At 67.6% G+C, this 18,406-nt stretch carries 18 protein-coding genes and 2 pseudogenes; 10 read left to right on the top strand and 10 right to left on the bottom strand.

The window, feature by feature from the left end; genetic code table 11:
• The first annotated feature begins 44 nt into the window (after positions 1–44).
• Complete coding sequence (locus BST14_RS19650) at positions 45–722, top strand: SDR family oxidoreductase (protein ID WP_083066049.1); 678 nt, start codon at positions 45–47, stop codon at positions 720–722.
• On the opposite strand, the gene leuS is transcribed toward BST14_RS19650, so the two are convergent.
• Positions 719–3,628, bottom strand: a complete 2,910-nt coding sequence (leuS, locus tag BST14_RS19645) for a leucine--tRNA ligase (RefSeq protein ID WP_083066048.1) — start codon at positions 3,626–3,628, stop codon at positions 719–721. The two genes, BST14_RS19650 and leuS, sit on opposite strands and share 4 nt — an antisense overlap.
• A gap of 184 nt (positions 3,629–3,812) precedes the next feature.
• Between leuS and BST14_RS19640 the strand changes: the two genes are divergently transcribed.
• Complete coding sequence (locus tag BST14_RS19640) at positions 3,813–4,892, top strand: LpqN/LpqT family lipoprotein (RefSeq protein WP_083066064.1); 1,080 nt, start codon at positions 3,813–3,815, stop codon at positions 4,890–4,892.
• A gap of 56 nt (positions 4,893–4,948) precedes the next feature.
• Positions 4,949–5,290: a hypothetical protein gene (locus BST14_RS19635; protein ID WP_083066047.1), complete on the top strand. Its 342-nt coding sequence runs from the start codon at positions 4,949–4,951 to the stop codon at positions 5,288–5,290.
• Positions 5,291–5,314: 24 nt separating this feature from the next.
• Here the strand turns inward: BST14_RS19635 and BST14_RS19630 are convergent, their stop codons facing one another.
• Positions 5,315–5,923: a YqgE/AlgH family protein gene (locus BST14_RS19630; protein WP_142279504.1), complete on the bottom strand. Its 609-nt coding sequence runs from the start codon at positions 5,921–5,923 to the stop codon at positions 5,315–5,317.
• A 97-nt stretch (positions 5,924–6,020) separates the two neighbouring features.
• Between BST14_RS19630 and BST14_RS19625 the strand changes: the two are divergent.
• Together BST14_RS19625 and BST14_RS19620 are read left to right on the top strand one after the other, a co-directional pair.
• Positions 6,021–7,353 (top strand): annotated as a pseudogene (locus tag BST14_RS19625) (MFS transporter).
• Between the two features lie 50 nt (positions 7,354–7,403).
• Complete coding sequence (locus tag BST14_RS19620) at positions 7,404–8,177, top strand: TIGR03084 family metal-binding protein (RefSeq protein ID WP_083066045.1); 774 nt, start codon at positions 7,404–7,406, stop codon at positions 8,175–8,177.
• Positions 8,178–8,359: 182 nt separating this feature from the next.
• On the opposite strand, the gene BST14_RS19615 is transcribed toward BST14_RS19620, so the two are convergent.
• Together BST14_RS19615 and BST14_RS19610 are read right to left on the bottom strand one after the other, a co-directional pair.
• Positions 8,360–8,707 (bottom strand): DUF2710 family protein, encoded by a 348-nt coding sequence (locus BST14_RS19615; RefSeq protein ID WP_211280767.1) that lies wholly within the window; start codon positions 8,705–8,707, stop codon positions 8,360–8,362.
• 45 nt (positions 8,708–8,752) lie between these two features.
• On the bottom strand, positions 8,753–10,294 hold the full coding sequence (locus BST14_RS19610) for a DUF5632 domain-containing protein (RefSeq protein WP_083066044.1): 1,542 nt from the start codon (positions 10,292–10,294) through the stop codon (positions 8,753–8,755).
• Positions 10,295–10,376: 82 nt separating this feature from the next.
• Between BST14_RS19610 and BST14_RS30420 the strand changes: the two genes are divergently transcribed.
• Entirely contained in the window at positions 10,377–10,520 is a 144-nt protein-coding gene (locus BST14_RS30420) for a hypothetical protein (RefSeq protein WP_165606973.1), read from the top strand.
• A 23-nt stretch (positions 10,521–10,543) separates the two neighbouring features.
• Here the strand turns inward: BST14_RS30420 and BST14_RS19605 are convergent, their stop codons facing one another.
• The 6 genes from BST14_RS19605 to BST14_RS19580 all read right to left on the bottom strand — a co-directional run bounded on the left by BST14_RS19605 (position 10,544) and on the right by BST14_RS19580 (position 14,833).
• Positions 10,544–10,855 (bottom strand): DUF2694 family protein, encoded by a 312-nt coding sequence (locus tag BST14_RS19605; protein WP_083066043.1) that lies wholly within the window; start codon positions 10,853–10,855, stop codon positions 10,544–10,546.
• Complete coding sequence (locus tag BST14_RS19600; RefSeq protein ID WP_067099104.1) at positions 10,852–11,169, bottom strand: ESX-1 secretion-associated protein; 318 nt, start codon at positions 11,167–11,169, stop codon at positions 10,852–10,854. The genes BST14_RS19605 and BST14_RS19600 overlap by 4 nt, the downstream gene beginning before the upstream one ends.
• A gap of 50 nt (positions 11,170–11,219) precedes the next feature.
• The gene (locus BST14_RS19595; protein ID WP_083066042.1) at positions 11,220–12,680 is read right to left on the bottom strand and encodes a DUF4226 domain-containing protein; all 1,461 of its coding nucleotides are present in this window, start codon (positions 12,678–12,680) and stop codon (positions 11,220–11,222) included.
• 135 nt (positions 12,681–12,815) lie between these two features.
• Positions 12,816–13,178 (bottom strand): DUF4226 domain-containing protein, encoded by a 363-nt coding sequence (locus BST14_RS19590; RefSeq protein WP_083066041.1) that lies wholly within the window; start codon positions 13,176–13,178, stop codon positions 12,816–12,818.
• A 48-nt stretch (positions 13,179–13,226) separates the two neighbouring features.
• The gene (locus BST14_RS19585; protein WP_083066040.1) at positions 13,227–14,051 is read right to left on the bottom strand and encodes a C40 family peptidase; all 825 of its coding nucleotides are present in this window, start codon (positions 14,049–14,051) and stop codon (positions 13,227–13,229) included.
• Positions 14,051–14,833 (bottom strand): helix-turn-helix domain-containing protein, encoded by a 783-nt coding sequence (locus BST14_RS19580; protein WP_083066039.1) that lies wholly within the window; start codon positions 14,831–14,833, stop codon positions 14,051–14,053. Before BST14_RS19580 ends, BST14_RS19585 begins: the two co-directional genes overlap by 1 nt.
• 141 nt (positions 14,834–14,974) lie before the next feature.
• On the opposite strand from BST14_RS19580, the gene BST14_RS19575 reads away from it, so the two are divergent.
• The 4 genes and pseudogenes from BST14_RS19575 (at position 14,975) to BST14_RS19560 (ending at position 18,241) form a co-directional block, all read left to right on the top strand.
• Positions 14,975–15,391, top strand: coding sequence for a WhiB family transcriptional regulator (locus BST14_RS19575; protein WP_083066038.1), 417 nt, complete (start codon positions 14,975–14,977; stop codon positions 15,389–15,391).
• A 93-nt stretch (positions 15,392–15,484) separates the two neighbouring features.
• A complete protein-coding gene (locus tag BST14_RS19570) occupies positions 15,485–16,867 on the top strand; it encodes an acyl-CoA dehydrogenase family protein (RefSeq protein WP_083066037.1) in 1,383 nt (460 codons plus the stop codon).
• Between the two features lie 62 nt (positions 16,868–16,929).
• Positions 16,930–17,925 (top strand): annotated as a pseudogene (locus BST14_RS19565) (pirin family protein).
• On the top strand, positions 17,912–18,241 hold the full coding sequence (locus BST14_RS19560; RefSeq protein WP_083066036.1) for a GNAT family N-acetyltransferase: 330 nt from the start codon (positions 17,912–17,914) through the stop codon (positions 18,239–18,241). Before BST14_RS19565 ends, BST14_RS19560 begins: the two are co-directional and overlap by 14 nt.
• Positions 18,242–18,406 lie beyond the last annotated feature (165 nt).

Genomic DNA, 18,406 nt, shown 5'->3' with positions numbered 1-18,406 from the left:
AATGGTTTTCGCCCGCGATCGGCGCTGTCGGTAAACTGCCCGACATGCCCAATGCACTCATCACCGGCGCCGGCGGCGGTATCGGTTCGGCCATCGCCGCGGCGCTGGCGCCCACCCACACCCTGCTGCTGGCCGGCCGGCCTTCCGATCGGCTCGACGCGGTCGCGAAGCGGCTCGGCGCCACCACGTTTCCGCTGGACCTCACGGACCCCGGCGACATCGAAGCCGCCTGCGAAATCGTCGACGAACTCGACGTGCTGGTGCACAACGCGGGGTTGGCGATACCCGGCACTGTCGCCGATTCTAACGTCGACGAGTGGCGTGCCACCTTCGCCGTGAACGTCTTTGGGCCGGTGGAACTTACGCTGGCGCTGCTGCCGGCGCTGCGACGGGCGCGCGGCCAGGTGGTGTTCATCAACTCCGGAGCGGGGCGCAACGCTTCGCGCGGCATGGCTTCTTATTCGGCCAGCAAGTTCGCGCTGCGCGCCTTCGCGGATTCGCTCCGCAGCGACGAATCGGAGTTGCGGGTGACGACGATCTATCCGGGCCGCACCGACAGCGACATGCAGCGCGAACTCGTCGAGTTCGAGGGCGGCACCTACGACCCCGCCAACTTCTTGAAACCCGAAACGGTCGCGGCCGCCGTCGCCCATGCGGTGAACACCCCGCCCGACGGCCACGTCCACGAGCTGATGCTGCGACCCACCGGGCGCTTGGCCTAGACGACCAGGTTGACCAACCGGCCCGGGACCACGATCACCTTGCGCGGAGTGGCACCCGCCAAGAACGCCTGCACCTTTTCATCGGACAGCGCGGCGGCCTTCAGCGTGTCCTGATCGGCATCGGCGGCCACCACCACCCGCCCGCGGACCTTGCCGTTCACCTGCACCGGGTACTCCACCGTGTCGTCGACCAGATAAGCGGGATCGGCAACCGGGAAAGGACCGTGCGCCAGCGGGGTCTCGTGGCCAAGGCGCAGCCACAATTCCTCGGCGATATGCGGCGCCAGCGGCGCCAACATCAACACCAGCGGCTCGACCGCGGCGCGGGGCACCGCGTCACGGTGCTCCTTGGTGAGGTAATTGGTGTACTCGATCAGCTTGGCCGCAGCGGTGTTATTCCGCAGCGCCGCATAGTCTTCCGCGACCCCGGCGATGGTGCGATGCAGCGCTCGCAGCGTGTCGGTCGTCAACTCCTGGGTGGGCTCATCGACCACACGGGTGTCACCGGTCTGCTCGTCGACCACCAAACGCCACACGCGCTGCAGGAAACGGTGGGCTCCGACGACGTCTTTGGTGGCCCAGGGCCGGGACGCCTCCAGCGGGCCCATCGTCATCTCGTAGACCCGCAGGGTGTCGGCGCCATAATCGTCGCAGATCTCGTCTGGTGAGATCGAATTCTTCAGGCTCTTACCGATTTTGCTGAACTCCTGAAAGACTTCGACCTCTCCTTCGGGTCCCGGATAGATGAAACGGCCGTCCCGCTCGACCACCTCTTCGGCCGGCACGTACGAGCCCCGCGCGTCGGTGTAGGCGAAGGCCTGGATGTAACCCTGGTTGACCAGCCGCCGATAGGGTTCCCGAGAGCTCACGTGGCCCAGGTCGTACAGGACCTTGTGCCAGAACCGCGCATAGAGCAGGTGCAGCACCGCGTGTTCGGCGCCGCCGACGTACAGGTCGACCCCGCCCGGATCTCCCGGCCCATGCTCAGCCGGCCGCGGACCCATCCAGTAAGCTTCATTCTCCAAGGCGGCAAACCGTTCCGAGTTGTGTGGATCGGTGTAGCGCAGCTCGTACCAGGAGCTGCCGGCCCACTGGGGCATCACGTTGGTGTCCCGGGTGTAGGGCTTCAGGCCGTCGCCCAGGTCCAGCTCGACGTGCACCCATTCGGTGGCCTTGGCCAGCGGCGGCGAGGGCTCGCTGTCGCCGTCATCGGGATCGAACAGCACGGGCGAGTAATCCGGCACGTCGGGCAGTTCGACGGGCAGCGCGGCCTCGTCGAGTGCATGCGCACGCCCGTCGGCGTCGTAGACGATGGGGAACGGTTCGCCCCAGTACCGCTGGCGGGCGAAAAGCCAGTCGCGCAACTTGAATTCGACGCGCGCCCGGCCGCGGCCTTCGGCCTCCAGGCGGGCGGTGATCTTTTCCTTGGCCGCGGCCACATTCAGACCGTCGAGGTAGCCGGAGTTGACCAGCACCCCGTCGCCGGCGTAGGCGGCCTCTGAAATGTCGCCGCCGGCAATGACTTCCACGATGGGCAGGCCGAACTCGTGAGCGAAGTCCCAGTCGCGCTGATCGTGGCCGGGGACCGCCATGATGGCCCCGGTTCCGTACCCGGCCAGCACGTAGTCGGCGATGAAGATCGGCACCGGTTTGCCGTTGGTGGGATTGGCGGCGTAACTGCCCAAGAAGACACCGGTCTTCGCCTTGCTCTCCTGGCGCTCGAGATCTGACTTAGACCCGATCGCCCGCCGGTAGGCGGCGACGGCCGCGCCGGGTGTGGCGGCGTCATACGTCCAGCGCGGGTCGGTGCCGTCCGGCCAGTCGGTGGCGACCAGCTCGTCGACCAGGTCGTGTTCGGGGGCCAGCACCAAGTAGGTGGCGCCGAACAGCGTGTCGGGCCGGGTGGTGAACACCTCGATGTCGACCGTCTCGCCATCGGCCTTGGTCGCCGCGAACAGCGCTTCAGCGCCGGTGGAACGGCCGATCCAGTTGCGCTGCATGGTCTTGACCGGCTCGGGCCAATCCAGCACGTCGAGGTCGTCCAGTAGCCGGTCGGAGTACGCGGTGATGCGCATCATCCACTGCCGCAACCGCTTCCGGAACACCGGAAAGTTGCCGCGGTCGCTGCGGCCGTCGGCGGTGACCTCTTCGTTGGCCAGTACGGTGCCCAGACCGGGACACCAGTTCACCATCGCGTCGGCCCGGTAGACGAGCCGGTGACCGTCGATCACGTCGGCCCGCTCCCCCGCCGACAGCTTGGCCCAGTCCCGCCCGTCCTCGAGGCTGCGCGCCCCGGAATCGAATTCGGCGATCAGCTCCGCGATGGGGCGGGCCTTGTTGGCATCGGTGTCGAACCAGGCGTTGTAGATCTGCAGGAAGATCCACTGGGTCCACTTGTAGAACTCGACATCGGTGGTGGCGAAGCTGCGCCGGCTGTCGTGAGCGAGGCCCAGTCGTCCCAGCTGGCGCCGGAAATTCACCACGTTGGCCTCGGTCCGGATGCGCGGATGGGTCCCGGTCTGCACCGCGTACTGCTCGGCCGGCAGCCCGAATGCGTCAAACCCCAACGCATGCAACACATTACGGCCCGTCATCCGAAAATAGCGGGCGTACACGTCCGTCGCGATGTAACCGAGCGGATGCCCGACGTGCAAACCCTCCCCCGACGGGTAGGGAAACATGTCCTGCACGAACAACTTGTCGTCCGGCACTGGGGATCCGTCTTCCGGCGCCAGCGAACCGACCGGGTTGGGCACGTTGAAGGTGCCGAGCTTCGCCCAGTTCTCCTGCCACGCGCCCTCGATGCGACCCGCCAGCGCAGCCGTGTAGCGATACGGCGGCGCCTCAAAGTCGGGCGTGGCGGCGCCGGAGCTGCCTGCCGGCGAGGTGGTCGGGGAGTCGGTCACCTGAACAGGGTATAAGGGCCGACACGGCGAGTTCGCCGGCCACAGGTTGGTCTCGGTTCCGTTGCGCGCCGATCAGAGGTTCATCCCAGGTGTGTTTCGGGCCTGTTCACCGCCTTTGACCTCTAGTTACAGTCAGCCCCTATCGACGGCTTCTGGTAGGCAGCCATTGGAAGGACCGACGCAGATGATTCAGATCGTCCCCCTGCACCGAGCGCTCCTCGGCGGCATGGTCGCTGGCTGGATGGGCCTGGCGGTTGTTGCGGGCGGCACGGCATCGGCAGATCCGTCGCCTCCAGCGCCGGCGCCCGTCCCCGCGGTTCCCGCGCCGGCACCGCAGAACCTTGGTCCCGAGCTGGTGCCGCCGAGCAGGTACCTCGCGGCCCCGCCGGCCGGCAACCAGATCGCCCCGCCGGCCTCCGCCGCGACCCCCAGGACGACGGCCCCGGCCGCGGTCACGCCGCCTGCGCCGGCTCCGGCGCCCGCGACGTCCGGAACGATCCGCGAATTCCTGCAATCCAAGGGCGTGAAGCTCGAGCCGCAGAAGGCGCAGGGCTTCAAGGCGCTCGACATCACCCTGCCGGTGCCGGCGCGCTGGACCCAGGTGCCCGATCCCAACGTGCCCGACGCGTTCGCGGTGATCGCCGACCGGCAGGGCAGCAGTATCTATTCATCAAACGCGCAGGTCGTGGTGTACAAGCTGGTCGGCACCTTCGATCCGAAGGAGGCCATCACCCACGGCTACGTCGACAGCCAGAAGCTTCCGGCGTGGCAGCCCACCAACGCCGCGATGACCGATTTCGGCGGCTTCCCATCGTCGATCATCGAGGGCACCTACCGCGACGGTGACTTGACGCTCAACACGTCGCGGCGCCACGTCATCGCCACGTCGGGGCACGACAAGTACCTCGTGTCGCTGTCGGTGACCACCGATCGTGCGGTGAGTGTCGCCGACGCACCTGCCACCGACGCCATCATCAACGGATTCCGCGTGAGCGCGCCCGGCGCGACCACGCCGGCTCCGGCCCAGGCGCCCGCTGCCTCGCCGGTGGGATTGCCGGCTCAGCCGCCCGCCGCCGCTCCGGTCGCCCCGGCACCGGTTGCCGCTCCGGCCGCCCCGGCACCGGTTGCCGCTCCGGTGGCCCCGGTGGCTCCGCTCGGGCTGCCCGCGCAGGCCCCCACGCTGACGCAGCAGCACGCGCCCAGCCTGCTGGCCATGGTGCCGGGCCTGCCCCCGCTGCCGAACTTCTCGTTCCTGCAGCACTGAGGACGGCTCGCAGAGGCGGATTCGTGGGCCGGTCACCCGCCTCGTATTGTGACCCCATGCTGATTGCGGGCGTGCTGTGCATGTGTGCGGCGGTGGCCTCGGCGGGGTTCGGCACCTGGTCGCTGGCGCACAACCAAAACGTTGGTACCACTGCGTTGGCGCTGCGCGCGATGGCGCCGACGCAGTTGGCGGCCGCGGTGATGCTGGCCGCCGGCGGCGCGGTCGCCATGGCCGCCGTCCCGAACACCGCGCTGGTGGTGCTCATCGTCTGCGTGGTGGGAGCGCTGGGGACGCTGGCCGCGGGCTCGTGGCAGAGCGCGCGCTTCGCGCTGCGTCAGGAAGCGGCGGCACCTGCCTGCGCCGGCAGCTGCGCGGGCTGCACGCAGTCGTGCCCCTGAACTGAAACCCCGGGGGGAGAGGCCCTAGTTGCGGCTGACGTCGATCGGATGGGTGGCGAGCAGCGACAGCGGCAGCGGCTGGCGACGCAGCACCCGGCCCCACAGGTCGGACCTCGGTCCGACCAGCACGTCGGACGGCAAGGCGGACAACACAATCCAGTCGTCGCGTTCGATCTCGCCTTCGAGTTGACCGATAGTCCAGCCCGAGTAGCCCGCGAAGATCCGCACCCCTTCGACCAGCGGCGCGATTTGGTCGGGGTCGGCGTCTAGATCAACCATGACCACCCGGCCGTCCACGTGCCGCAAGCCCGGCGCGTTCTGGGGATCGGCACCGACGCGCAACGTCGCCAGACACAGCGCGGCATCACGCTTCACCGGTCCTCCGATGAACATCGTCTTCGGCTTGGCCGACAGCTTGGTCCATTGCGGCAACACGTTGTAGACCGCGGTTTCGCTGGAGCGGTTCAGCACGACACCCAGCGTGCCTCCGTCGTTGTGCTCGACGATGTAGATCACGCTGCGCCGAAACGTCGGTTCGAGAAGATCGGTGTTGGCGAGCAGCAAAGTGCCCGCGCGCACCCGTTGCGCGGCGGGTGCTATGTAGTCCTCTGGATCTTCCTGCGGGGGCACCACACCATCATCGCATCCGGCGCGTCGTGGCCCAGGGCAATCTCCGGGGTAGGCCCCGAAGATTTGTACTGTTGTTGGGACCGCTCTGATCGCGCGAGCGTTGCCAACCCCAATCCTGGAAGTCGGTTTCGGTGATCCCAACCCGGATGCAGTCCAGCGCACCCGTCGAGATTTGGCGGTCGGTGCGCGGTTTGCCCGATTTCTGGCGGCTGCTGCAGGTGCGCCTGGCGAGCCAGTTCGGCGACGGCTTGTTTCAGGCGGCGCTGGCCGGGGCGCTGCTGTTCAACCCGGATCGGGCCGCAGATCCCCTTTCCATTGCGCGCGCCTTCACGGTTCTGTTTCTGCCGTACTCCCTGCTGGGCCCGTTCGCCGGGGCGCTGATGGACCGCTGGGACCGGCGGCTGGTGCTGGTGGGCGCGAACGTGGGCCGGCTGGTCCTCATCGCCGCGATCGGCACCATCCTGGCCGTGCGCGCCGGTGACCTTCCCTTGCTGCTGGGTGCCCTGTTCGCGAACGGCTTGGCCCGGTTCGTCGGATCGGGGCTGTCGGCCTCGCTGCCGCATGTGGTGCCGCGTGAGCAGGTGGTGACGATGAACTCGGTCGCCACCGCGTCCGGGGCCATCGCGGCGTTTTTCGGCGCAAACTTCATGCTGGTGCCGCGATTCATCTTCGGCCCCAGCGACAAGGGCGCCTCGGCAATCGTGTTCATCACCACGGTTCCGGTGTCGATCGCCCTGCTGTTGTCGTTGCGGTTCGGTGCCCGGGTGCTGGGCCCCGACGACACCCGGCAGGCGATCCACGGACCCGTCATCTACGCGGTGATCACCGGATGGCTGCACGGTGCGCGCACGGTGGCGCAGCGTCCCACGGTCGCCGCCACCCTGTCCGGCTTGGCAGCCCACCGGATGGTCGTCGGCATCAACTCGCTGCTGGTTTTGTTGCTGATCCATCACATGCCCAACCTGGAGGGCGGGGGATTCGGCACCGCCTTACTGTTCTTCGGCGCCGCAGGACTGGGCGCCTTTTTGGCCAACGTCCTGACACCGCCCGCGATACGCCGGTGGGGGCGCTACGCGACGGCCAACGGCGCGCTGGCAGCCTCGGCGATCATCGAGGTCGCCGGCGCCGAACTGCTGCTCCCGGTCATGGTCGCGTGCGGCTTCTTGCTCGGCGTCACCGGGCAGATGGTCAAGCTCTGCGCCGACACCGCGATCCAGATAGACGTCGACGACGCCCTTCGCGGGCACGTGTTCGCCGTGCAGGACGCGCTGTTCTGGGTCGCGTTCATCGTTTCGATCACGGTCGCCGGCATCCTGATTCCCGACGATGGGCACGCGCCCGCATTCGCGCTGCTCGGCTCGGTGCTCTACCTGATCGGCCTCGCCGTGCACGGCGTCATCGGGCGCCGCGGCGAGCAGGCGAACGATCGCTAAGGTACAGACGTGCTTTGTCCGATGGCCGCCCCCGACGGTCGAAGGCCCCGATGACCGGTCCCGCGCCCATGGTCGACGACCTGCGTGCCGAAAGCGACGCGCTCGACGAGCTGGTGGCACCGTTGCCGCCCGAACGCTGGGCCGATGCGACCCCGGCGCCCGGCTGGACCATCGCGCATCAGGTCGGCCACCTGCTGTGGACGGATCGGGTCGCCCTGATCGCGGTCACCGACGAGCCGGGATTCGCCAAGGTTTTGGCGGGCGCGGCCGCGGACCCGACGGGTTTCGTCGACAAAGCCGCCGAAGAGCTGGCGGCCGTGGCGCCCGCCGAACTACTCGCCGACTGGCGGGTCACTCGGGGACGGCTGCACGATGCGCTGCTCACGGTTGCTGCGGGCCGCAAACTTCCGTGGTTCGGCCCACCGATGAGTGCGGCATCCATGGCCACTGCGCGACTGATGGAGACCTGGGCGCACGGCCTGGATGTCGCCGACGCCCTGGGCGTGACGCGGCCGGCGACCGAACGCCTGCGATCGATCGCTCACCTGGGGGTCCGCACCCGCGATTTCGCCTTTACCGTTAACAATTTGGCCCCACCGGTCGAGCCGTTCTTGGTCGAGCTGCGCGGACCCGGCGGCGACATTTGGTCGTGGGGGCCGGCCGAGGCCGAGCAGCGGGTCAGCGGGTCCGCCGAGGATTTCTGTTACCTGGTCACCCAACGACGTCCGCTGAGCGCGCTGGACATCACCGCCCAGGGCGACGACGCCCAGCGCTGGTTACAGATCGCTCAGGCCTTCGCGGGTCCTCCGGGCGCCGGTCGATGAGCGCGTGAAACGCGCGAAGAGAGCCGGGGCCCACCAACCCAAGCGCCGGTCGATGAGCGCGTGAAACGCGCGAAGAGAGCCGGGGCCCACCAACCCAAGCGCCGGTCGATGAGCGCGTGAAACGCGCGAAGAGAGCCGGGGCCCACCAACCCAAGCGCCGGTCGATGAGCGCGTGAAACGGGTCAGTGCAGGGGACCGCCGTAATTCGCCCGGTTCTCCGCCTCGGCCTCCTCACGCAGTGCGGTGATCGCCAGATTCAGCCTTTCGGCCAGCTCTCCGTGGCCGTAACCGGTCATCACTCCGGGATGCAAAGTCAGCTTGAGCAACCGGCCGTCGGAATTCGCGACGGCGTACACGTCACCCAGGTCAACGCTGTAGGTGACGGCTTCGGCCTGCGCCACAAGGGCTTCCCACTTCTCGGCCGCCTCGCTCAGTTCCCGAAGAACCGATTCCACGAGATCCTTCTCGCTGAGATTCGCGCGACTGCCCGAATCCGCCACCGTGACAGTATCGTCGAGCCCTCCGACCAGCGTCAATTCAGACGCGGACAGGTACGCGGCCAACCGGCCGGGCGGTCACGCGATGAGCTTTTGGTACCACGCGAGGTGGTAGTTCGCCGACACCGAGTCGCCGCTGGCGATGCCTTCGGTGGCGGCCATCAACAGACACTTGAGCAGGAGCGCCGGATTGACATTCGGATACTGAACGAGGAGTTGGTAGCGCGCGGTGTCGAGGTGGACCCGCAGCACGTCCACCTCCTGGTCGACCACGACGGTTTCCGCGGCAGCGGCTTCCGCCAACCGGCGCACGATCTTGGGCAGGTCGTCACGCCCGCGCGTGGCCGCACTCAGCACGGTCGCCAGATCATCGATGGCGGGCAGCGCGCGCGGCTCGACCGACGATCGGGTGGCGGCGAAATCGACCGAGCGGCGCAACGAATCACCGGGCGTGTAAGTGACGACGCGAACCGTTTGACCGATCAGCGCGGCAACCCTGCCGCTACGCCGCTCGGGTTCCAGCAACCAAACGCCCGCGGGAAGGCTGATGCCTGACGGTATCCATCCGTGAGCGAGATCGGTGACCAATACCGTCGTGCCGTCGGCCCGATCTCCGATCGCCCAATTCAGGCGCGGCTCCTGCCGCACCACGAATTCGAGTAGCCGGTTCAGCCGCTGGTCATCGAATCCCTTTGCTGGTGAAGGCTTTTCGTCTTGTTGCCGGGCGGCGGCAAAGGCGGCTTTTTGCCGGGACACGTCCGGTTCCGCCCCGGCGGTGGCCGGCCCGTCAACGATCGCGTGGTGGCGACCGGAGTCGGCCTCCTCCGTAGAGGGCTCGGGTGCCCGCTGCGCCGGCGCCTCGAGCACCGGCTCCGCTTGGGTGATCTCCGGAATGACCTGCGTCTCCTCGAGGGCGTGGTGGCGACCGGAGTCGGCCTGGTCCGAAGGCGACTCGGGCGCAAGCTCCGGCGATGTAGGCATAACCGGCTCGGCCCTGATCACCGGGATCACTTGGGTCTCGTCGAGACGGGACATGTCGGCGGATTCCCGCCGAGCCGCCCGCGGCGAATCACGTCCGGCCGGCGGCTCGAGCGCGGACTCTCGACTACGGCGCCCCCCGCCAGGTGGAGTCGGCTCCGGTCGACCTGAGGCGGGCGCTTCGAAGACTGCCTTGACCTCGCGGAGCGCGGGCAACACCTGCGTTTTGTCCAGGTCCGTGTCAGACGGCTCAGGCCGCGATGGGCGAGGCGCGGGGGGCTGGGCCCCGCTCTGCACCGCATGCAGGTAACGGATCGTCGATTCGACTCGGCGCACGGCGCGGGCCCGGGCCTGTTCGATCACCCTTGCCTCCGCCGCCTGGCGCGACGGTTCCGTCATGCCCGCCCGCTTGAGAAACATCAGTTCGTCGTTGGCCGCCTGCGCAATTCGTTGCAAGTCGGCCTTGAGATGTTCAGCGAGAGTTGCCGTTTCGGCCGTCACCGTCGACAATTCGGCAGGCCATAACCCGCCTGTCACCCACGGGGTGCAGTCGATAGGAGCGCTGAAAGCCGGCGTCGCCAGTGATTCCCGGGTAGCTCTCCGGAGGCGCTGGCGCGCCGACATCCGACCGAAGACCGCCACCGGCTAAGCGTACCGGGACATAGGCGACAACTTCTGCGGTCAGTGAATTGTGCGGTCGCAAGGCCCTGGGTAGCGTGAGGACATGGCTGATTCTGCACTGCAGCAGCAACTCGACGAGGTCCGCACCTTGCTGGCTCGCGCACGAGAGTTGTTCGGCCCCAATCCGGTAGAGCCGCCGACCGGTATCGCGCCCGATCCCAACGTCGCCAAGCCGTGGCTACGCTAGGCCGGCAGCTCGCCTGAAGGCCCCTAGACGGCGCCGTTGCGGCGACGCAGTTTGTGCGTCAGCAACTTCTCGATGGCCGCATCGAGGTCGCGCGGGGTCGGAACCTCTGCGGAGGGTGTGTGCCCGGCAGCCACGATTTCGTCGCGAATTTCCAGCAACGCTTTGAGGCAAGAAACGTCGGCGGTGAGCAGAATGCCCTGCGCCAACGTCTCCGCATCGGTTTCCATCGCCTCTTCGCTGAGCGCCACGCTGTGCATATAGCCGCCGCGGCAGGAGCGGACCAGGATGTGTCCACTCGGGTGAACAGTGTCGAAAGCGGGATTCGCGTCGGTCATCGACCGCGGTCGACGATGTCGCCGAACTTCCCTGCCGCCTCTTGCTCGTGCTGTTCCCACATCGCCGCCGAATCGGTCAATTTGTCGGCCAAATCGGCGTGGTCGGCGGCTTGCTGCTCATAACACTGGCGTCGGAGCTCCAGTAGCTCACGGCCGGCGTCGCGCAATTCGCTGAAGATCGGCCCCAGCGAATCGAGGCTCTCCTGGATCGCGGCGTGCGACGACGGCACGGTACGCAAGTACTCCGAGGTGTCCTGGTGGTGCGCAGCAGCCTGACGTAGGTGCGCAGGCACTACATGAATCGAATCTGCCATCCGCTGTCTCCTGTTGACGACCGCCGGCGCTACCGGCGAATTCATTTTTGTCAGGTGGTCGACGAGGTCGCCGGCCGGGTCGGTGTCGGTGGGTCAGGCTTGGCCGGCGTCGTCGGTGCCGCGGTCGCCGCCGGCGGATGCTCCCAGCCTAGGAAGCTCGGCCCGCTCACGGTGGCGATGTGTTGAATTTGACCATCGAGAAGCGCCTTGCCGGGATTGAGCGCCAGCGCGTGACGATCGGTGAACATTCCGATATCGCCAGGGGTCACCTGCAGGGAATCGATGGGGCTGGAGACCGCGGTTCCCGGTGGGGGGATGGTCATTCCCTGTTGTTGGAAGGCCTCCGCTATCGGGGTGCCGCCGACGGCGGCCTTGATCGCCGCTGCCAGCTGGGGGCTGGCAGCGGTGACCGTTTCACCGTCGGGCAACGTCACCGATGTGGGGCCGGCCGCCGGCTCATCCGGCGGCGAGCCCGGCTGGTCGTCGGTTCCCTCTCCGCCCTCCTTAGAGGCATCCTGCGCGCCGCGATCCTGGTCTTGGACGTCCGGCAGCTGCTCGTCGTCGGCCAGTTCTTCCAGGGCCGGGTCGGTCCCATCGCCGTCGTGCAACCCGGAGAGACCATCGGGCCCTTCCCAACCAGCCATGGATGCGGGCACAGAGCCCAGCCCCGGCAGGGATCCGCCGCCGAAAGTAGGCACCGCCGGGGCGATCGGCTGTGTGGGGGCGGGCGGCATCGCGGTGCCGGCGGCAGGATCCGGACCCGCAATATCGCCGGACAGCAGTCCGTCATCGTCACCGAACAAGGAGTCCAGCAGTGGATCCCACTCGGTGTCGGGATCGCCGGGCGGTCCGGCCGCCGGCGCGTCATCAACGGCCACCGCCGGCCGCGGTTGTTCGCCCGAAGCCTTCGGGTCACCCTTGGAGGCGTCATACAGCGACGTCCAGGCGGCCATCAGCGCTGACTTCGATGTGTCATCCAGGCTGGCGGTCAGGACGACCTCGCGGATGTCTCGGAGCTTGCCGATGAGGAACCGCTGGAAGTCGCGCGCTCCCGCCGGAGTGTCCAGGTCTGACCTGGTCCGCACCGCCGCTTCGGTCTCGTGTTGCAACTTGGTGAGCGCGTCTCTGCCGTCCACCGCACGCAGGTGCGCGTTCAGGATGGCCGAGACCACCTGCATGTCCAACTGCGAGCTAGCCGAGTTCTGTTGTGCCAGAGTGGCTTCGGCGCGAGCGATGGCATCGGCCGCCGCGCCCGATTCGCCATCCGGCGGTGGCCCGGTTTCCGCGGACGGCCGCCCCACGGGCTGATTGGACGTTGTTCCGGCGCCGAAGAGACCCGGGTGTTGCTGGCGGATCTTGCGCAAGATCGCCTCGACCTGTTCGGGCCGGGTCGTCGGGGTGATTGCGGCGGTCACTTCGTCCGGCGCCAATCCCGTCTGCCAGGCGTTCGGATCACCGGTGCGGTCGCGCACGTCTTTGACCGCGGCGAGCAGGTCGTCATACGTGGACATCAGCGCGGCAGGTGGCGGCGCAGCCCGCTCGAACGTTGCTGCTGGAAAAGACGCGGCCCCTTCATGTCGGGCGACGGTACTCAGGGGCATTGTCGGTGACAATTCAGTGTGCCAGGCGGTGTGGACTGGTTCTGACTAGCCGCTTTCGGCGGCGTACTGGGACCGAAGGCTCTGCAGCACAGCCTTTTTGGCTTGCCCGAATTCGCGCGCCTCGGCCACGACCGACGCGATCTCACGTTGCTTGGCCAGCAGGAACTTCTGAAATTCGCGCGCCCCCAGGGGTGTATCGAGGGCGAGGTCCGCCTGGTGCACGGTCGCGTCATCGATCTGTTCGGCGATGGAATCCAGTCGCCTGACGCTCTCGCGCGCCGCGTGGTGAACGCTGGTCAGTACCTCGTTCAACAAACGGTCGGCGTCGGCAGCGGCGCCGTGCTGACTCGCCAGTGCCGAGCGCCGCGCCTCGACGGCCTCTAACGAAGGTCCGGGTTGTTCCGGCATCGGCTCACCCTTTTCGTCGTGCCCGCGTCGCCGGGCGGTCTTGGTTGGTCATATCGGTCGGCGGATCGCAACGTTGCTGCCCAGTCGGCTTATTCGCACCGAGGCACCCGCATAGGGCGCCTCCACGACGAGGTTGTTCCCGATGGCCAGCTGCACGTGGCCGGGGTGCGGAAACACCAGATCGCCGGGCCGCACCTGAGAACGAGCCACCGGGACGCCGTCGTTGATCTGCTGATAGGTGGTGCGGTCCAGGTGAATACCGGCCTGCGCGTAACTCCACTGAACCAGGCCTGAACAGTCGAACCGGTCGGGTCCGGTCGCGCCCCAGACGTACGGTCGGCCCAGTCGGGACAATGCCGCACGCACCGCCAACGCGGCGCGGTCGCCCGGTACACCCCGCGACCCGGAGATCGCGAGCCGCCGCAGCCGATAGCGCAAGGCCAGCAGTTCCGCGTGCCGTCGTCGCGCGCGCAAGCGAGCCGACAGGACGTGGGCCCGCTGCGCTCGGAGCCGAGTCGCGCGCCGCCGCATCGCCTCTCGCTGAGCCAATGGCGTCGCCGGTGTCGCGGCGGCATCCGCGCGCGCCGCGTCCAGGACGGCCCGGGTCAGATCATGGGCCTGCGCCCGGTCCCGGTGCGCGCCGGCGATGATGTCGGTGGCCGCGGCGTCGGTGCCCGCTGTCGCCGCGAGGCGTTGCCGGCTGTGGTCGACCGCGAGTTGATAACCGCCGTGCGCCATCGCGTTGCCCAGCCGTGCGGCTCGCTGCAACACATCGCGATAATGCCCGGTGGCCGTGTCCAGGGGTGACGGCTGCGTGCGGCCGGCGAATAGCTGATGGGCCCGGCTCAACGCCTCGACGTCGGTGTGACTCATCATGACCCCCCGTCGTCGTCCTGGCTTGCGCGGTCTTCTTCCGACTCGACGGCATCGGTGAATGCGCGCACACGCGGCAGAGCGCCCGGCGAGATCACTCCCCGATTGCGGATGTGCCACATTTCGTCGACATCCACGCCGACCAAGGCGGCGATGATGGTCTCCGGCAACGACGACTGGGCGCACGCCCGGTCGAAACGGGCGCTCAGGCTGTTGGGCATGCGCTTCAACAGCGCTGCGCGGGTCGCCTCCAAGGCCCGCAAATGCTCCATCAGCCGGCCGGTCGAGTCGGCGCCGGCGTTCACCGCCACCCGCCACGAGCTGGCAGCCAGCATCTCGGCCTTCACGCACTGCGCGATCACAGACAGAATATACGTCTCATATTCGTTTGATGTTGTCGCGGGCAACCGATCGATGACCGATTTGAGCGCATCGAGCTGCGCCTCGGCGTAGCCTTCCAGCACTTCCGTGTCGCTGTGACGATCGACCACCACCGGCCCGCTGCGCCGCGCGGGCATCGGAGCCGGCGGTTGGGCGGCCATCAAACGCGCCAGCTCGGCGTCCGGATCGGCGGCCACCAAGAGCCGCGAGTAGGTTCCCGGCGGCAGACCAAGCCCGTTTTCGATCTTTTGAACTGTGCTTTTGTGCGGCTTGCGGGCACCACGTTCCAAAAAACTCAGCCCCATGATGCTGACCCCGGTCGCGGCGGCGAGATCGGCTAGTGACCAATCGCGCGATTCACGCAACGCGCGGATAGCTGCACCAGCCGATTCACGGGTCACCGCACGCTCCGGCCATAGGCCGGATATTACACACGCGGGGCCTCGCTATCGATATATACGCTTTTGTCACGTTTCGCTTGCGCGAGGCGCTGCACGTGTATACGATTCCGTCAACGTTTCACGCTCGGCAAGGAGACCGCCATGGCACACCCCTGCGCAGCCAACCCGGAACTTTGGTTCGGCTACCCCGACGACGACGGTGGTGACGGCGCCGCGAAGGCGCGCGCATACGAGCGGTCGGCCACCGAGGCGCGACTCCAATGCCTGCGCCGCTGCCCGCTGGCCCAACAGCGCCGGTGCGCCGCACATGCCATCGCGCACCGCGAGGAGTACGGCGTGTGGGCCGGCGTGAAGCTGCCGGGCGGCCAATACCGCAAGCGTGAACAGCTCGCCCACGCCCACGAGGTCCTGCGGCGCATCGCTTCCGGCGAAATTAATGCACGACAGCTGCCCGAGAACGCGGCGCTGCTCGCACGCCACGAGCACGAGGCCGTCGCGGAGCCCGCGGTCGTGCTGCACCTGCCGCTGGCGCAAGTCAAACCACGTTCGGCCGCCTGACATTTCGCCGACACCCGCAGCGGCAGTTTGCTGCGCCGGTCAACGGGGTAGTCGGGGTCGGCAAGACCAGTCTGTCGACCCAGAGGCGCACCCATGACGTTCGACCTGACCCCGACGGCAGCACAACACGACCTTGCCAGGCGCACACATGAGTTCGCCGAATCCGTAATTCGCCCGGTCGCGCTGGACTACGACCAGCGACAGGAATTTCCCTGGCCCGTGCTCGAGGAGGCCGCGCAGCGCGGTTTCTACAGCCCGCTGTTCTACCGCGATCTGATCGGTGATCCGACCGGCATCTCCCTACCGATGTTCATGGAGGAGCTGTTTTGGGGTTGCGCCGGGATCGGGCTCGCGATCGTCATGCCCGCGCTGGCGCTGTCTGCGATCGGCCAGGCCGCTTCCCCCGAACAGATGCTGGAGTGGGCGCCCGAATGTTTCGGCACACCAGGCGATCTCAAACTCGCAGCCCTGGCCATCTCCGAGCCGGAGGGCGGCAGCGATGTGCGCAACCTGCGCACCCATGCGCGCCGCGACGGTGACGACTGGATCATCGACGGCCACAAGATGTGGATCGGCAACGGCGGCATCGCCAACGTGCACGTGGTCAACGCCGTGGTCGACGAGGAGCTCGGCCACCGCGGTCAGGCCTTGTTCGTGGTGCCGGGGGGCACACCCGGCCTGAAACTGGTGCGGAAGCTGGACAAGCTGGGTTGTCGGGCGTCTCATACCGCCGAATTGCTGTTCGAAGGTGTGCGCGTTCCGGCAGCGAATCTGCTTGGCGGACAGGAGAAGCTCGAGCACAAGCTCGCCAAAGCCAGGGAAGTGGTGGCGGGCGGAAAGCGGTCCGGTTCCGCGACGTTGGGCACCTTCGAGCAGACCCGTCCCATGGTCGCCGCCCAGGCCATCGGCATCGCCCGCGCGGCACTCGAATACGCCACCGCGTACGCCACCGAACGCGAGGCCTTTGGCGGGCCGATCATCGACAACCAGGGCATCGCCTTCCCGCTGGCGGAGCTGGCCACCCAGATCGACGCCGCCCGGCTGCTCACCTGGCGCGCGTCGTGGATGGTGGCCAACAACGTCCCCTTCGAGCGGGGCGAGGGCTCGATGTCGAAGATGGCCGCCAGCGAAGTCGCGGTCAGGGCCACCGAGCGCGCCATCCAGACCATGGGCGGCTGGGGCTACATCACCGACCATCCGGTCGAGAAATGGTATCGGGATGCCAAGTTATACACCATCTTTGAAGGAACCAGCGAGATCCAGCGGATGGTCATCTCCAACGCGCTGGGCGCCGCCGTGGGGACCCCGCCGCTGCATGTGGTGCTCGAGCCCTCCGGAGGAGCGCTGAACCGAGTCTTCGGGCGCGGCACCCCGTTGCGGTCCCGGGCCGCCGATAGCGCGCTGGCGATGAAGGATCGGGTGCCCGAGCCCGTCATGCGGCTGGCCATGAAGGTGTTGCGGCCCCCGCGCAAATAGGGACGCCGGGTACGGTCGCGGATGACGGCGTCACATGAGGGCCCCGCGACGGAGGATAGACGATGAGCAACCTAGAGGTCGCGCCGGCCGAACTCGCCTGTGCCGGTTCGCAACATCCGGACGCCCCACCCGTGGTGCAAGTGCTGCATCCGCGGGAAGTGCCGTTGGGCGGACCGAGGGCGATCCGGGTGCAACGCACAATGCCACAACGGCAGCGCTCCCTCGTCGGCGCGTGGTGTTTTCACCGACCACTACGGCCCGGTGGCCGCGCGGATGGGCGTACCGCCGCACCGCACACGGGACTACAAACCGTCAGCTGGTTGTTAAGCGGGGAAGTGGAGCACCGCGACAGCGCCGGCGTGCGCGCGGCCGTCCGGCCCGGCGAGCTGAATCTGATGACCGCCGGGGCAGGCATCTGCCACTCGGAAGTTTCAGTGGACTCCCGCGCTCCATTGCACGGTGTCCAGCGCTGGGTCGCGCTGCCCGCATCCGCCCGCGACACCGGGCGGGACTTCGCCCATTACACGCCCGTGGCCATGGCATTGCCGGGCGCGCAAGCGCGGGTCTTTCTCGGTGAGCTGGCCGGAAGCCGGTCGCCGGTGCGGACCTTCACGCCTTTATTGGGCACCCAGATTGACATCGAGGCCGGCCGCACGCTGGACATCGACGTTGACCCGGCCTTCGAGCACGGGGTGCTTTGCGACGTAGGGATCGTAACGGTGGACGGGGGCGGTCCTGACGAGCGCCAAATTGGCGTACCGAGGTCCCGGGCAGGCGCAGCTGCAAGTGCACAACTCAGGGGAGGCGCCCGCGCGGGTGCTGCTGCTCGGCGGAGCGCCGTTCGCCGAAGAGCTGGTGATGTGGTGAAACTTCGTCGGACGAAGCCACGAGGACATCGCCGATATCGACGATTGTGGGAGGACGCCGACGATCGATTCGGCGCCGTCCGGGGCTACCGGGGAAGCGTCACCCGGCTGCCCGCGCCACCGCTGCCGACCGTTCGGCTGCGGCCACGGCCAGTACCGCAAAGAAAGGGAAACATAGATGACAACCGATAAGACCGGCGCCGAAGCCACGGTCAGCCTTCTGGACGGGAAGTACACGATCGCCGTCGAAGGTAAGGCGGTGGGGCTGGCCGATTTTGCCGACCGCGGCGATCAGCGCGTCTTCTACCACACCGAAATCGATCCGGCGTACGGCGGACGTGGGCTGGCCACCATCCTGGTCGAGGAGGCGCTCAACGAGGCGCGCGACGAGGGCAAGCGCATTGTTCCGGTGTGCTCGATGATCGCCACTGTGCTTAAGAAGCATCCCGAATTCGACGACATCACCGATCCGGTTACTCCGGAGATTACGCGGTGGGTGCACTCGTAGAGGCCCGCGTGCGACGTTCACGGTCGGACTAGTGTCGTGCGCCAGGAATTCGTTGAAGATATGAAGCGAGGCGTTCGAAGATCTCATCTGCAGTCTTGGTCCAGTTGAAGGGGCGCGGGTTGTCGTTCCAGGCGGTGATCCAGTCCCGGATGTCTTTTTCGAGCG

It is taken from the genome of Mycobacterium arosiense ATCC BAA-1401 = DSM 45069 (assembly GCF_002086125.1).
In the GTDB taxonomy this organism is placed as follows: Bacteria; Actinomycetota; Actinomycetes; order Mycobacteriales; family Mycobacteriaceae; genus Mycobacterium; species Mycobacterium arosiense.
Note: the sequence above shows the minus strand (reverse complement) of the source record. Positions and strands in the feature narration are given on the sequence as shown.

Bases quoted from the DNA above. Each gene is read 5' to 3' on its own strand.
- BST14_RS19570 (WP_083066037.1), top strand. From the start codon at position 15,485: ATGACGTTCGACCTGACCCCGACGGCAGCACAACACGACCTTGCCAGG.
- BST14_RS19590 (WP_083066041.1), bottom strand. From the start codon at position 13,178: ATGCCGGAACAACCCGGACCTTCGTTAGAGGCCGTCGAGGCGCGGCGC.
- BST14_RS19640 (WP_083066064.1), top strand. From the start codon at position 3,813: ATGATTCAGATCGTCCCCCTGCACCGAGCGCTCCTCGGCGGCATGGTC.
- BST14_RS19605 (WP_083066043.1), bottom strand. From the start codon at position 10,855: ATGACCGACGCGAATCCCGCTTTCGACACTGTTCACCCGAGTGGACAC.
- BST14_RS19575 (WP_083066038.1), top strand. From the start codon at position 14,975: ATGGCACACCCCTGCGCAGCCAACCCGGAACTTTGGTTCGGCTACCCC.
- BST14_RS19595 (WP_083066042.1), bottom strand. From the start codon at position 12,680: ATGTCCACGTATGACGACCTGCTCGCCGCGGTCAAAGACGTGCGCGAC.
- BST14_RS19620 (WP_083066045.1), top strand. From the start codon at position 7,404: ATGACCGGTCCCGCGCCCATGGTCGACGACCTGCGTGCCGAAAGCGAC.
- BST14_RS19600 (WP_067099104.1), bottom strand. From the start codon at position 11,169: ATGGCAGATTCGATTCATGTAGTGCCTGCGCACCTACGTCAGGCTGCT.
- BST14_RS19560 (WP_083066036.1), top strand. From the start codon at position 17,912: ATGACAACCGATAAGACCGGCGCCGAAGCCACGGTCAGCCTTCTGGAC.
- BST14_RS30420 (WP_165606973.1), top strand. From the start codon at position 10,377: ATGGCTGATTCTGCACTGCAGCAGCAACTCGACGAGGTCCGCACCTTG.
- BST14_RS19635 (WP_083066047.1), top strand. From the start codon at position 4,949: ATGCTGATTGCGGGCGTGCTGTGCATGTGTGCGGCGGTGGCCTCGGCG.
- BST14_RS19650 (WP_083066049.1), top strand. From the start codon at position 45: ATGCCCAATGCACTCATCACCGGCGCCGGCGGCGGTATCGGTTCGGCC.
- BST14_RS19585 (WP_083066040.1), bottom strand. From the start codon at position 14,051: ATGAGTCACACCGACGTCGAGGCGTTGAGCCGGGCCCATCAGCTATTC.